Source organism: Vibrio sp. V31_P5A7T61, from assembly GCF_009904895.1.
Taxonomy (GTDB): domain Bacteria; phylum Pseudomonadota; class Gammaproteobacteria; order Enterobacterales; family Vibrionaceae; genus Vibrio; species Vibrio metschnikovii.
The window spans coordinates 15725-30224 of the sequence record NZ_WXWI01000018.1; the positions used below are offsets into that span (position 1 = coordinate 15725).

A 14500-nucleotide genomic window follows, 5' to 3' on the forward strand; every position below is an offset into this window, starting at 1 on the left:
CCACCAAGGACACTGAATACAGGTAGTAACTCCTATGAGTGTTTCATCACAACCAGACTTTTCTATACGAGCGATTCGTCAACGTCCTCCGTTTTATTTACTGCTCAGTGCTGGTGTTATCTCACTATTGATGATCATTCCGCTGTTTTACTTGGTTCTGCGTGCATCACAAGCTGATTATGATCAGCTGATTGAATTGGTGTTTCGAGCACGCAATTGGCAACTTTTGCTCAATACATTATCTCTGACCTTTGGCGTGTTAGCCGTTTGTACCTTTTTAGCACTGCCCATGGCTTGGTTAGTTACCCGTACCTCGATAGCAGGAAAACAGCTGTTAACCATTCTCGCGATTGTTCCCCTTGCGATACCCGGTTACGTGATGGCTTATGCTCTACTCGGTATCGGCGGCAATATGGGCGCATTAGCTCACCTATTTGATATTCGAATCAGTAATATCTCCGGCTATTGGGGGGCGGTGTGGGCGCTGGCGCTTTATACCTATCCATATATATTTCTGAATCTACGTGCAGCGCTGTTAGGATTAGACAGTAGCTTGGAAGAGAGCGCCTACAGCCTTGGTTATTCTCGATTCGCCACCTTTCGTTTTGTGATGCTGCCACATTTATTACCAGCGCTCCTCGCTGGCTACATGGTGGTGGCTCTTTATGTGCTCGGCGATTTTGGCGCCGTAGCCTTAATGCGCTATGAAGCGTTTAGTTTTGCGATTTTTAATCAGTATTCAGGGGCATTTGATCGGATTTACGCCGCTTGGCTATCACTGATGTTACTGGCTCTAGCGGGCAGTTTTTTATTAATTGAATACTCATTGTTAAAACGGAAACGCCTCTCCAGTGTCGGTAGTGGTGTTACTCGTCATGCAAAACCGTTCGCCTTAGGGGCTTCGACTCCTGCAGCCTGGCTCTATGTCACTGTTGTGTTTTCCGCCTCCATCGGTTTGCCTTTAACCATGCTCGGTTACTGGATGATCGTCATACCACCGGATATCAGTTTGCTCATGCAAGTCCCTTTCACTTTTGCACGCTCTGCCTTTGCCGCCGCACCCGCCGCGTTATTGGCGGCTTTGATGGCGCTGCCACTGTGTTATTTAGTGACTCGCTATCCATCGCCATTAACACGCACCATGGAACGCAGTGCTTACATTGGTTATGCACTGCCTCCTTTAACGCTGGCTTTAGCCATGGTGTTTTTTGCTCTGCATAGTGCATTTTTCTTATACCAGACCTTAGCATTGCTGATCCTGACTTGGAGTCTAGCCACTCTTGCCTTAGCGATGGGCCCTATTCGCAGCGCGCTCATCCAAACCCGTCAAAATACCGAAGAAGCGGCGCAGTCCTTAGGTTACAGTTCAAGCGCTAGTTTTTTTTATGTGGTTCTGCCTCGCTTAAGACGCGGTATTTTAGCGTCCATCGCTTTGGTGTTTCTATTCTGCATGAAAGAACTGCCGATCACTTTCTTACTCGCTCCTACGGGGTATCACACCTTAGCGGTGACTGTGTTTTCACGAACTTCGGAAGGATTGATGGCAGAGGCCGCCCCCTTTGCGACGGCGATTGTTTTATTTTCTAGTTTATCGTTCGGTTTAATCTTAAATCGTGAAAAGATCAAAGGGACCCAATGAGTTCATACAACCTTGTTATTGACGCTATGCAAGACACCTTAGCGACTGAAAAATCGCCTCATTGCCAATACCAAATTCAAGCGCAGCAATTAAGTAAATGGTTTACCGATAGCGATCAACCTGCAGTCAGCGATGTCTCTTTTCAACTGCAAGCCGGTGAAATTTTGGCTTTATTAGGTCCCAGCGGCTGCGGAAAAACCACCACATTACGCATGCTAGCTGGATTTGAGCAACCTAACTCAGGTCAGATTGCCCTTCATGGCCAAGAGGTCACTCAACGACCCGCTCAAGAACGTAATATCGGCATCGTCTTTCAAGATTATGCGCTGTTTCCACACATGACAGTGGAACAAAACATTATGTTTGCTATGCGTACGACGCCCAAAAATCAACGTGCAGAAAAAGCGATCCCTTGGTTAGAGTTAATGGGACTAAGCCATTTATGTCATCGTTATCCCAATGAGTTATCTGGCGGTCAGCAACAGCGAGTTGCACTCGCGCGCACCTTAGCCGCAGAGCCCGATCTCGTGCTACTTGATGAGCCGTTTAGTAACCTTGATGCGGCACTGCGTGAAGCCACGCGTAATGAAATGCGTCAATTATTTAAGCGCTCAGGAACAACGGTGATTTTAGTGACTCATGATCAAGCGGAAGCACTGTGCTTCGCCGATAAAATTGGCGTGATGCAACAAGGTAAATTGGTGCAAATCGGTACACCACAACAGGTCTATCAGCAACCGATCAATGCGTTTGTTGCTCAATTCTTAGGTCATACTAATTTAATCACCGGTCAAGTTGATGGCGATCAGGTACAGACTCGCTTAGGCAATATCACGCTTCCCGGATTGTCTGAACCTAGTGTTACTCTCTCTATTCGACCAGAAGATATTCAACTGAGCAGCCAGCTAAACGAGCAGCAGACACAAGCGACGGTGATCAGCCGTGAATTTCGTGGCCATGATTACTTTTATACCCTACAACTCGATGAACTGAATTTATCAGTTATCACTAACCGTCACGCTGAATTTGCCGTAGGTCAAACGGTCGCGATTACCAACATCGCTTACGCTTGCCGTTTACTGGCATAAAAAATCCCCTTACTGAGCCTTCAGTAAGGGGATGATCAACGATTCAATATCGCTATTTTAGAGTGACAAATTCAGGGTAAGCATCAACGCCGCAGTCATGAATGTCCATGCCTTGCATTTCTTCTTCTTCAGTGACTCGAATACCAATCGTCGCTTTGAGAATCGCCCACACCACTAAGCTAGCCGTAAACACCCAAGCAAAAATCACCGCAGCACCGAATAACTGAGCGGTTAATGTCGCCTCAAGGTTACTTAAAGGCACCACCAGCAAACCAAACAAACCACACACACCGTGTACTGAGATGGCACCGACTGGATCATCAATTTTGAGTTTATCCAAACCGACAATACTGAATACCACAATCACTCCAGCCACTGCGCCAATCGCCACCGAATAGAGAGGCGATGGTGACAGAGGATCGGCGGTGATCGCCACTAAACCCGCTAATGCACCATTAAGGATCATCGTCAGATCGGCTTTACCCCAAGTAGTTTTGCATACCAGTAGCGCTGCAATCGCTCCCGCTGCCGCTGCCGCATTAGTGTTTAAGAACACTTGCGCTACTGAGGTGGCATTCTCAAAATCGGAGATCATTAATTGTGAGCCACCGTTAAAGCCAAACCAACCAAACCATAGAATAAAAGTACCTAAGGTTGCTAACGGCATGTTTGAACCAGGGATCGGGAAGATTTGGCCATTTTTACCATATTTACCTTTACGAGCACCGAGCAAGAGCACACCCGCTAAAGCCGCAGAGGCTCCCGCCATATGCACAATTCCTGAACCAGCAAAATCACTGTATCCTGCCGCATCCAAAAAGCCGCCGCCCCATGTCCAGTAACCTGAAACCGGGTAGATAAATGCGGTCAATACTAGTGCAAAAATCAAAAATGCCCACAGCTTCATTCGCTCAGCCACGGCGCCAGAGACCACTGACATCGCGGTAGCCACAAACACCACTTGGAAAAAGAAATCCGCTTGCAAAGCAAAATCAGCACCTTCTTCTTGGCTACCAATCAAGCCACCCAGTGAAGGAAATAAACCACCTTCAACATTATCAACATACATAATGTGATAGCCGACGATCAAAAAAGTGGTACAAGCTATCGCGTATAAAACAAAGTTTTTGGTTAAAATTTCGGTGGTGTTCTTAGAGCGAACTAAACCCGCTTCTAACATGGCAAATCCAGCCGCCATCCACATCACTAATGCGCCAGAAATTAATAAAAAGAACGTATCCAGTGCATAGCGCAGCTCAGTTACTGTCAGTGACAATTCCATAGTCATATTCTCCAATCCATTGAATGTTAAAGCGCTTCACTGTCGGTTTCGCCAGTACGAATGCGAACCGCGTGGCTTAAGTCATAAACAAAAATCTTGCCATCACCGATTTTCCCGGTGTGCGCCGCTTTAATGATCGCCTCAAGAACGCGATCAACATTATCAGCTTGAGTGGCAATTTCTAATTTCACCTTGGGTAAAAAATCCACTTGGTATTCAGCACCGCGGTATAACTCAGTGTGCCCTTTTTGGCGTCCAAAACCTTTAACTTCAGTCACCGTCATCCCTTCAATGCCAACATCCGCTAAAGCCTCACGTACATCATCGAGCTTAAAAGGTTTAATTATCGCGTTAATCAGTTTCATCGTATCCTCTCAATCGCAGTCATCCATTTCCTACTCATACAATCCAAGGTACGTGCCAACTTTTTAACGTATTGTTTATAAAGATTATTTACTTAAAATCAGCGATTAAAATATGCAAAACGCACCATAACGGTGCGTAAATTCCCACTATTGAAGCAACCGCTTCACGTTTCACTGATGTTGTGCAACGTATTGTCAGCCTCGACCTAACCAAGCGAAGTCGGCCGATAGCGAATAAATTCACACCACTGATCAATCATCAAGATAAAATCATCCAAACCACAGCTCGCTGTGCTTTCACAATCATAAAAATCAAAGTCACTCTCGACGTCTAACTCATCCTCATGAGACAACACATTGGCTTGCACAGTCACTTCATCGGCTAGGATCATTAAGCTAATTTCACGCCCTTCTAATATATGCTCTTGGTTCGGCGCTTGCTGGGCTTGATGAATGGCTTGTAACACTTGATCGACTTTTTGACGGTCATGACTGATCTCTTCTTGCAACCAGCGACCAATGATTTCATGGTCCATTGAAAATGCGCAGTAATAACTGCCATCGAGGGTATTTTTTTTAAATTCGTAGTCCATCAGGTTCTCTGCCATTGATGCTTGGGGATAAATAGAATCTTGTTATTATCAATGATTATCGACACTAAAGAAACTCAACTGTCTCCTTGCTCAGCGATGGTTTACTCTAATTAACGGCCTCAACCTAATAAGGTGTAATAATGAAAATTGTCATTGCTCCTGATTCATACAAAGAAAGCCTAACCGCAATGGAAGTGGCTACCGCGATTGAAAATGGATTTAAACAAGTATTCCCTAACGCCCAGTACCTAAAATTACCCATGGCCGATGGTGGAGAAGGTACGGTTCAATCTCTAGTTGACGCGACCGGTGGATCCATTTTTATGGCTACAGTCACCGCCCCTTTAGGTGAACAGATTGAAGGTTTCTACGGATTAATGGGCGATGGTAAAACCGCTGTGATAGAAATGGCAGCCGCATCTGGTTTGCACCTTGTCGCGCCAGAGCTGCGCAACCCAATGAAAACCACCAGCTATGGCACAGGTGAGTTGATCAAAGCTGCGCTCGATCACGGAGTTGAACGGATCATCATAGGGATTGGTGGCAGCGCGACTAACGATGGCGGTTTAGGCATGGCGCAAGCATTAGGGGTTAAAATGCTCGATGCACAAGGCGATGAGCTAGGCTTTGGTGGTGAAGAATTGGCTAAGCTGGCTCGCATTGATACCTCTGCTATCGACCCACGCTTAGCCAAGATCACGCTACAAGTGGCTTGCGATGTGAATAATCCTTTATGCGGTAAACAAGGGGCAACGCAGATATTTGGCCCACAAAAAGGCGCAACGCCAGAGATGGTTGCGCAGCTTGATGCCAATCTTGCTAATTACGCACAGATCATCAAAACGCAACTGACAATCGATGTCAAAGATATCCCTGGCGCTGGCGCGGCGGGAGGCTTAGGAGCAGCGCTGATTGGTCTGCTTGGGGCAAGCCTGCGTCCTGGCATTGAGATTGTTATGGAAGCCGTCAAGCTAAGTGATATGGTCAAAGATGCCGATTTAGTGATTACTGGCGAAGGGCGCATTGATAGCCAGACTATTTATGGCAAAACGCCCATCGGGGTAGCGCGAACCGCCAAACGTTTTTCAGTGCCGGTGATCGGCATTGCGGGAAGCTTGTCTGCCGATTGCGGCGTTGTGCATCAGCATGGGATGGATGCGGTGTTCAGTGTGGTACCAAGCTGTGTTGATTTAGCGACCGCTTTTTCTGAAGCGGAGCAAAATATCGAGCTCACTGCACGTAATGTGGCGGCGGTATTGCATTTGTCTCGCGCGGATCAATCTTAATCGTCGTTAGCCAATGACGATTAAGATTACACCAAGCAGCATGACATCATACTGATTAATAAAAATGCCAGTGATCGTCAGATCGCTGGCATTGTCTATTCACGACTTGTCACTCAACACGAGACTTAGAAAGTGTAGTTAGCCGAAATCCATAAGCGGCGTCCTTCTAAAATCGCACCTTTGGTCGATTGTTGAAGATTACTGTACTGACTTGCGTAGTAGGTATCACCGTCATACTCATAAGCGGTGAACTTACGAAAATCTTGGTTAAATAAGTTATAAATTGTCGCATTGACACTGAAGTTTTTATTGATCCGATAAGCACCACCCAGATCAAACAGGGTATACGCTTTAATATCACCTACCGCATCGTACATCGCTTTATTAGCGGCAGTGAGATCTTCCACTAAACCATTAAAGCGACGGCTCTCGCCACGATAATTCACTGCTAACCAAACATTAGCTTGCTCAGTCGCAGTCCAGTTCACTTTCGCACTGGCTTTATGTTTTGGTGTATCACTCAGTTCGCCAGCAACCTTGCCTTTTTCCTTGATTTCCGTTTCAGTAAAGGTGTAGTTCATCGAGAAATTCACCGTGTCGAGTAATGGCATCGCAAAAGCAAATTCCACACCACGACTGTAAGCTTCATCAACGTTAGTTTGTTGGCTAAAAGTATCTTGAGTCCAGTTATCACCATAACTCACGCAGCCAGGACGGTTCGGATTGCTCGATGAGAAACAGTTAGATAATGGCGTACCCGTTGAGATCTTATCATCAAACTGGTTATGGAATAACGTGACATTGGTAGTAATGCCTTGCTCACCATTGTAGTAAAAACCAATCTCGGTAGTGCGAGTGGTCTCTGGTTTTAGATCCGGAGAACCGATGGTAATTTGTGTCCCTTGCCCGGTAATCCCATTAATGCCACTGTGTAACGCATTCACTTGTGGCGCTTTATAACCGGTGCTCACGCCACCTTTGACTGTCATTGTCGGACTCAGGCTGTACACTGCATAGGCACGAGGACTGAAGTGGCTACCAAAGGCATCATGATGATCGTAACGTCCGCCTAATGTTAAACTTAAGGCATCGGTAATCAGCCATTCATCTTCGGCAAACAGTGACCACGTTTTTTGCTCAAAATCTTCGCTGACCATACCGTCAGTCATAGAAGCATTCCAGTACTGTGCTCCTACAGTCAGGTAATGATCATCACCGATGGTTGTATTAAGTTTGGTATCAAAGACAATATTGGTGGTTTCTAATTCACGCTTATCTTTGACATTCTTACCTGGGATACCACTCGGACGATTTGGATTCCCCGGAATGGTGCGACCAATGGTTTCAGAAACGTTATACATGACACTCGATTCCCATACCCCTAAATCTACTTGAGAAGTATGACCGAGTGCAAACTGACGGTTTTCATAGCGTAACTCGTCAGCATAACCGCGCCAATTGGTTGCAGTATCATTGTGGCTCAGTTTACGATTTTCTGGAGTACCGTTATCGTAATTCTGACGCGATAAGTCCATATCGAACCATAAGTTATGATCGTCTATCGCAATGTAATCAAAACGAGTACCAAAGGTATAGTTTTCATTATCGACTTTGCTTTGCCCACGGGCGTCTAGCTCGCGACCATCTGCTCCCTGCGCAGTCAGATTGGATTCATTACGTTTATAAAAACTACCGCGAACGGCTAGACCTAGCGTATCCGCGATCAGCGGACCACTGGTATGCAAACTGGTTTTATGAGTATCACCAAATTCACGCTCTTGCTGCCAAGTATAATCTTGGGTGATCGATGTATTCCAAGTGTCGGTTACTTTACGGGTGATGATATTGATAACCCCGCCCATCGCATCTGAGCCGTAGAGCGTTGACATCGGGCCACGGACAATTTCAATTCGCTCAATAGCATTAACCGGCGGCATAACCCCACCAGACATCTCACCAAAGCCATTTGGCGTGATATTTCCCGCGACATTTTGTCTGCGACCATCAATCAAAATCAGCGTATATTCAGACGGCATACCACGGATACTGATGTTCAAACCACCGGTTTTTCCAGTATTACCAAAAACATCAATCCCTTCTTGATCTTGTAGCGCTTCAGCAAGATTAGCAAAACGCTTCATTTCCAGATCAGCACGGGAGATCACACTGATCGTAGCGGGAGCATGAGTCAATTTCTTTTCAAAACCAGAAGCGGTGACGACCATTACTTCATCCGCTTTACTTTCCACTTGGGCCAACACAGGCAAATGACACAGCGAGGCAATCGCCACCGCTAAGCTCGTTTTACGAGTTAACAACATGGTTCTATTCCTTTATCTTTATTGCATAATGCCCATTGTTTGGTCCAAGGAGGCGCTCAACAGCGATAACGATGGAGGCACTCACCATGATTGCCGTATAACGGCAGCTTCACGTGGGTTGGAAATAAATGGGCTTGAACTATCACTGGAAGGAATCTAACTAATAATAATTATCAATTGTATTTACTTTACATTCTTTACACTGATAAAGGGAACTTTTCTCAACATCCTAATCGAAAATGATATTGCCCCCTCTCAATTGGATAATGTTCTGAGAAACAAAGTAAATCGTTAATCGTGACGGTGGCTTAACTCAGAGGGAAGGTAGACAGGAAAGCTCAGCGTAACGACTAAGCCGTGATTATTTTCAGCACTGACATGGCCATGCATTTTCTCAACCGATTGCTGAACAATCGACAAACCTAATCCATAACCATGACGAGAAGATAGTGTCGACATCGTTTGATAAAAAGGACGAAAAATCGCCTCTAATTGCTCACTCTCCACCCCAGGACCATCATCCATCACGATGATTTTGACTTGCCGATCCTGCTTTTTCGTCATCACTGTAATGCAACACTGCTCACCCGCGTACTTAGTCGCATTAGTCAATAAGTTATCCAATATACTGCCGAGTAACACTCGATCGCCCCGTATCCATTCATCTTGTCCACTCGGCACAAATCGCAGTTGCTGAGTGGGTTGTAAATGTGGACGAAACTGCTCGGTTTGCTGACTTAAATACGCCTGCACATCCAACGATTGTAATACCACATCACAATGAAGACTGCGCAACCGACTAAGCTCAAGGATTTTCTCAATCATTGAATCCATCAACTGAGCTTCTTGTTCAGCGCGCACTAACCATTGAGTGCGCTCTTGGGCAACATCAGTATGGCTGGCTAAATGCAGAGCTAAGGCTTGCCGAGTCAGCGGTGTTTTTAACTCATGGGATAGAGTGCGAACCAATTTTCGCTGCTCTTCAATCAATCCTTGGATCTGCTCGGCCATGTTATCGAAATCAGCCGCCAGTTGTTGAAACTCCCACGGGCTATGGCCTATCGACTGTGAAACACGCGTTTCTGTGATCCCCTGAGCCACCGCACGACTAGCACACTGTAAACGTCCCAATGGCCTTTGCAATTGACGACTTAATACCCATGAGATCAAGGTTAAAATTAATAGGCTGAGCAACAGATTCGTTGACCAAAGATAATAGCCCGCTCGCGATGCAGGATGTTGCTGCCATGGTAACTGAACCATCAGCGAATATCCCTCGCTCATCGGCACAATGATCATCGGTTTCGAGACTCGAGTTCCCATCGGCTCGGTGAGCTGACGAGCGTTACGCATTTTCATCTGCACATGAGGGTGAATATCTCGCCCACTGACGACATGATTAGTACTGTCTATTACGTACAATAAATAAGGCTGAGATATTTCCCATTGCGCTAGGGCCTCTGCACCGAGCTGGCGCTGTTGATTGGCGCTGGCACTTAACTGTTGTAATTCTCGTTGGACTTTATTAGGCAGGGTTAAAAAACGCTCATAGAGCACCATCTCTACGGCAGTAAAAGAGAGCAAAATCAACAACACACTGAGCGCTAAACTGGCAAAAAGACGCACCACCAATCGCTGGCAAATATGGTTCCCAGAAAAAAGACACCATTGTCTTTTATTGAACATGGGCACTGGCAAATTGATACCCCACGCCTCGCGCGGTACGAATGGTGGATTTTGGCCATCCAGCTTGCGATAGCTTACGACGTATATTACTGATATGCATATCTAAATTACGATCAAACGGACACAACTCTCGTTTTAACACTTGATGCTGTAGCTCAGATTTGGAGATCACTTGCTGCGGATGAGCCGCCAGATAAGTCACTAAATCGAGTTCGGTTTGGGTAAACGGCAGCCGACGCAAGGTATCCATATGCGCTGACAGTTGCCCTGAAAAATTCAGTGCAAAATGATGGGTATGGCGCTGTTTCTCTAATGCAACTCGACGTAGTGTCGCTTTGATCAAAGTGAGTAATTTCGGAATACTGAACGGTTTGGTTAAATAGTGATCCGCTCCAGCTTCATAGCCATCGATTTTTGCCGCTTCGTCCGCAAAAGCACTGATCATGACAATCGGGGTCGAAAAACGCTGGCAGATGCGCCGTGCCGCCTGCAATCCATTGAGTTTAGGCATCATCACATCGAGTAACACCAGATCAAAGGGATGGCTGGCAAGCTGAGTTAACGCTTGCTCGCCATCATGGGCACAGATGACTTGATAGCCCTCATTCACCAACACAGATTCGAGCAGTTGGCACATCATCGGATCATCATCAGCAATTAGAATGGTCGGCATGAGCTTAATAATAACAAATAGGAATTGTTATTATTCTATTTATTATTAACTCAAATACAAGCACAACAGCCGATAGCCTTCATACGAGTTAATCTAAATCAATTTGCCAGCGCTGCCAGGGATGTTCAACATCAAATCCTTGCCCTAAACGGCTTAACGGATCGATCACAATATAGCGTGAAAACTCTCCCAATAAGGCCTTTAACGCAGGGCTCGGCGGACGAGTCGTCAATACCCAAACATCGGATGACGTTTGCAACCATTGTTTTAACTGTTGTTGATCTTGCGTATTCCACTCCAGCTCCGGCTTAAATTGCTGCCCTTGGATTGATAAACTGTAGCCCGCAGCAAAATCGAGCAGTGCTTCATCCAACAACACCACACTTTCGACCTCATGATTAAACAATCGAGCTTGATTGGCAAAAAGCTGCTGCTGTAGTTCACGCGCCACGCGCTGCTGATTCGCTTGAATAGCCGCTTGTTGCGAGCTGAATATTTGCTGTAAATCGAGGCTAATATTATTCAGCATGGTGGTTAAATTGAGTGGATTGAGCCACACATACGGCGAGATCTGTCCTTGTCCATCTCGTAATGATGAAACCGCTGGCGCTCTTGGCGTTAAGGCTTGCGCAGCATCAATGGGCACCAGATGAATATTGTATTGACGCACCTGAGGATAAATCGGGTCTTGCGGCCAAATGGAGCGGATAGTCACGACTGCTGTCGCTTCTCTGGCGTACTTGGCCACTTTTTGCTGCTCGCTATCAAACCAGCTTTGGTGACGCTGTAAACTAAAACGAGGCGATGGCAGATAGACAACCTCTATTGGCGTCTGATCAACCAGCTGCTTGGTTAACCAATAAGTAACCGGCAAAGAGGTTAATACTCGGTCTTGAGCTTGTGCTGATAGAGACACCAGCAGCAATGAACTACACAATAGCAACCACAATTTAGTCATGATGGTTCGGCAGTGAGGGTACATAACGTTATCCATTCGGTCTTAATACTCGCCATAAAGTGGCGCTGATGAAAAACAGGGTTGAGAGTAAAATAATCGCCGCCCCAGAAGGTAAAGGCCATTGATAAACAACCGGTAAAATGGTTCCACCAATGCAAGCTAAGGTCGCTAAGCAAGCCGATAACATCACAAAGCTGGCATTATTACGAGTTAATAGACGCGCCGTCGCCCCAGGAATCAACAGCAATGCACCAACTAAAATTGCGCCAATGACTTTGACCGAAACTATCGTCACTAGGGTTATCATGATGACAAATAGATAGTCATAACCGTTGACCAGATAGCCGCGGACTTTCGCGATATCTGGGCTTAAACAAGCCAGTAAGATACGGTTATAACTGAGCAGCAGTACTAACATGATCAAGCTACACACCAGAACCAGCAACATAATATCTTGCCGAGTGACGGTTAAAATCGATCCAAACAACACGTTTTCTAATAAATGAATATTGATTTTACGCGCTACGTACATCAGTAGCGCTGCGCCCAATGCCAAGGCCGCGGAGAGAAACACTCCCACTAAAGTATCGTAAGGTACTTGGGTGCGATTGCGCACATAATGCAGCAGTAAGGCAAAAATTAAGCAGAAGCTGAACAAACCAATCATCGGCGATTCGGGACTTTCACCTAATAAAATACCGATAGCAATTCCCGTAATCGCTGCATGGCCCACCGCTTCGGAGAAAAATGCCAAGCGTTTCGCTATCACTAAAGTCCCCAACCCACCAAGCAAAGGGCCTAAAATTACCGCAGCAATTAACGCATTGAGCATAAAAGCGTAGGCAAAGCTTTCTGCTAACCAACCACGTTCAACCCCGGTGATCAGCCATTGTTGTAATGTTTCCATTAAGCCGCTCGCTCTTGTTTGGACGCCAAATGCCCATGCTGACTGTAGTGCTCAAAAAGTCGCTCAATATTATCAGGGTGCAAGACTTGTGCGACCGGTCCCGAGGCGACCAATTGACGATTGATGACATGGACTTGGCCAGGTGTAGTTTGCAAGATGCGCCGTACCGCGCCAATATCATGGTGTACCGCTAATACCGTCACACCTTCGGCCACTAAATCCGCAATCAGTTTCTCTAAGTACTGTACGCCTTGCTCATCCATCCCGGTTGTCGGTTCATCCAAAATCAGCAGCTCTGGCTTATCGAGTAGCGCCTGAGCAAACATCACCCGTTGCAATTCACCGCCTGATAATTGACCAAGACGTAAATGAGCACGACTCGCCATACCAACCCGCTGTAGACTGTTCAAAACCTGCTCGCGATTCGTTCGCTTGTAAGGTGACAGCGCTTGTAAAAACAGCGGTAACCGGCTGATATTGAGCAGCATAAAATCCATCACACTGATCGGTAAACTTGATTCAAATAAGGCTTTTTGAGGCACATACCCCATTTGCTGCTTAGCGCCCAGCGGCCACTCAAGAGCAATACCGCCCTGAAAAGGGGTTAAGCCCATAATTGAACGCAGTAAAGAGGTTTTCCCTCCGCCATTTGGCCCCATAATGATATGGCATTGGCCAGCGGCAAACGCATGATCAAACGGCATTAAAACCTGTTGATTGGCGTAACCCAAACTCAGTTGGCTAAGATGAATTGCCGGTCCCAGCATCATTGAGCTTGCTCGCTCATCTGATTAGCATAATGAATGGCTTGCACTAACGTTTGTGTGTTGTCTTGCATCTCTTTGATCACTTTATCGGCCGTAAAAGGGCCATGAGTCATGTGTGAAAAACGGTATAACTTGACGCCAGTTTCGCGCTCAATGGTATCGACAAAGCGATTCGGCATTTCTAGTTCATAAAACAGGACATTAATCCCAGACTGGCGAATTTTATTGATCGTATCTTGTAGCTGGCTGGCACTCGGCTCAACCCCGTGGGCAGGTTCAATCACCGCACTGACTTCAATCCCAAATTCTTGCAGTAAATAGTTATAGGCGTTATGAGTGGTTGCCACTTTTAAAGCTTGAACATTGGCATCGATCAATTGTTGCATCGCCGCTTGCTTCATTTGACGCATCTGGCGCGCAAATTGCCGCGCATTGGCGAGATAAAATTGACCATTATCAGGATCAAGCTGAGCTAAAGCCTGAGCAATGGTATAGACCTTTTGAATCGAGGTTGCGATACCCACAAAAGTGTGGGGATTTTTGGCACCATCGCCAACACTCGCACCCATTGCTGCGAGTAATGGCACCTGTTGATTAGCATAAATAACCTGAAGATCGGAACGCTGAGCGGCAGCAAGCACTTTCATCGCATAATCATCATGACCGATGCCATTGACCACCAAAACATCCATCTGCTGTAAACGCAGTAAATCCCCCGGTTGCGGTTGATAATTGTGTGGATTAAAGCCTGCATCAACCAGTGGCAAAATGGTCGCTCTATCTTGGACAATCGTAGCAACATAACTGTAGTAAGGGTGTAGCGTGATACCGATAGTCAATTTATCAGATCCTACCACCGCGTGACTGGCAAACAGTAAGGAGATCGTTAACAGCGTTCTATGAAAGACGGCTCTAATCTGGCTTGATAACATAAC

General features: G+C 46.1%; 13 protein-coding genes. 3 read left to right on the plus strand and 10 right to left on the minus strand.

Annotated features, from left to right (window positions below):
• The first annotated feature begins 34 nt into the window (after positions 1-34).
• Together CAG58_RS02565 and CAG58_RS02570 are read left to right on the plus strand one after the other, a co-directional pair.
• The gene (locus CAG58_RS02565; RefSeq protein WP_161425444.1) at positions 35-1639 is read left to right on the plus strand and encodes an ABC transporter permease; all 1605 of its coding nucleotides are present in this window, start codon (positions 35-37) and stop codon (positions 1637-1639) included.
• Entirely contained in the window at positions 1636-2727 is a 1092-nt protein-coding gene (locus CAG58_RS02570; RefSeq protein WP_154170210.1) for an ABC transporter ATP-binding protein, read from the plus strand. Before CAG58_RS02565 ends, CAG58_RS02570 begins: the two co-directional genes overlap by 4 nt.
• A 52-nt stretch (positions 2728-2779) precedes the next feature.
• Here CAG58_RS02570 and CAG58_RS02575 read toward each other — a convergent pair whose 3' ends face one another.
• The 3 genes from CAG58_RS02575 to CAG58_RS02585 form a co-directional block, all read right to left on the minus strand.
• Positions 2780-4009, minus strand: coding sequence for an ammonium transporter (locus CAG58_RS02575; RefSeq protein WP_161425451.1), 1230 nt, complete (start codon positions 4007-4009; stop codon positions 2780-2782).
• A gap of 26 nt (positions 4010-4035) precedes the next feature.
• Positions 4036-4374, minus strand: a complete 339-nt coding sequence (glnK, locus tag CAG58_RS02580; RefSeq protein ID WP_004394213.1) for a P-II family nitrogen regulator — start codon at positions 4372-4374, stop codon at positions 4036-4038.
• Positions 4375-4580: 206 nt separating this feature from the next.
• Complete coding sequence (locus CAG58_RS02585) at positions 4581-4967, minus strand: YacL family protein (RefSeq protein WP_161425445.1); 387 nt, start codon at positions 4965-4967, stop codon at positions 4581-4583.
• Positions 4968-5107: 140 nt separating this feature from the next.
• Here CAG58_RS02585 and CAG58_RS02590 point away from each other — a divergent pair, with 140 nt between their 5' ends.
• Positions 5108-6253: a glycerate kinase gene (locus CAG58_RS02590; RefSeq protein WP_161425446.1), complete on the plus strand. Its 1146-nt coding sequence runs from the start codon at positions 5108-5110 to the stop codon at positions 6251-6253.
• 125 nt (positions 6254-6378) lie between these two features.
• Here CAG58_RS02590 and CAG58_RS02595 read toward each other — a convergent pair whose 3' ends face one another.
• The 7 genes from CAG58_RS02595 to CAG58_RS02625 all read right to left on the minus strand — a co-directional run bounded on the left by CAG58_RS02595 (position 6379) and on the right by CAG58_RS02625 (position 14497).
• On the minus strand, positions 6379-8574 hold the full coding sequence (locus tag CAG58_RS02595; protein ID WP_161425447.1) for a TonB-dependent receptor domain-containing protein: 2196 nt from the start codon (positions 8572-8574) through the stop codon (positions 6379-6381).
• A 291-nt stretch (positions 8575-8865) separates the two neighbouring features.
• Positions 8866-10260, minus strand: coding sequence for a HAMP domain-containing sensor histidine kinase (locus tag CAG58_RS02600; protein WP_161425448.1), 1395 nt, complete (start codon positions 10258-10260; stop codon positions 8866-8868).
• Positions 10250-10933: a response regulator transcription factor gene (locus CAG58_RS02605; RefSeq protein WP_154170198.1), complete on the minus strand. Its 684-nt coding sequence runs from the start codon at positions 10931-10933 to the stop codon at positions 10250-10252. The genes CAG58_RS02600 and CAG58_RS02605 overlap by 11 nt, the downstream gene beginning before the upstream one ends.
• An 88-nt stretch (positions 10934-11021) precedes the next feature.
• The gene (locus tag CAG58_RS02610; protein WP_154170196.1) at positions 11022-11915 is read right to left on the minus strand and encodes a metal ABC transporter solute-binding protein, Zn/Mn family; all 894 of its coding nucleotides are present in this window, start codon (positions 11913-11915) and stop codon (positions 11022-11024) included.
• Between the two features lie 4 nt (positions 11916-11919).
• Positions 11920-12798, minus strand: coding sequence for a metal ABC transporter permease (locus tag CAG58_RS02615; protein WP_004394220.1), 879 nt, complete (start codon positions 12796-12798; stop codon positions 11920-11922).
• Positions 12798-13565, minus strand: a complete 768-nt coding sequence (locus CAG58_RS02620) for a metal ABC transporter ATP-binding protein (RefSeq protein WP_161425452.1) — start codon at positions 13563-13565, stop codon at positions 12798-12800. Before CAG58_RS02620 ends, CAG58_RS02615 begins: the two co-directional genes overlap by 1 nt.
• Positions 13565-14497, minus strand: a complete 933-nt coding sequence (locus CAG58_RS02625; protein ID WP_237665964.1) for a metal ABC transporter solute-binding protein, Zn/Mn family — start codon at positions 14495-14497, stop codon at positions 13565-13567. Before CAG58_RS02625 ends, CAG58_RS02620 begins: the two co-directional genes overlap by 1 nt.
• Positions 14498-14500 lie beyond the last annotated feature (3 nt).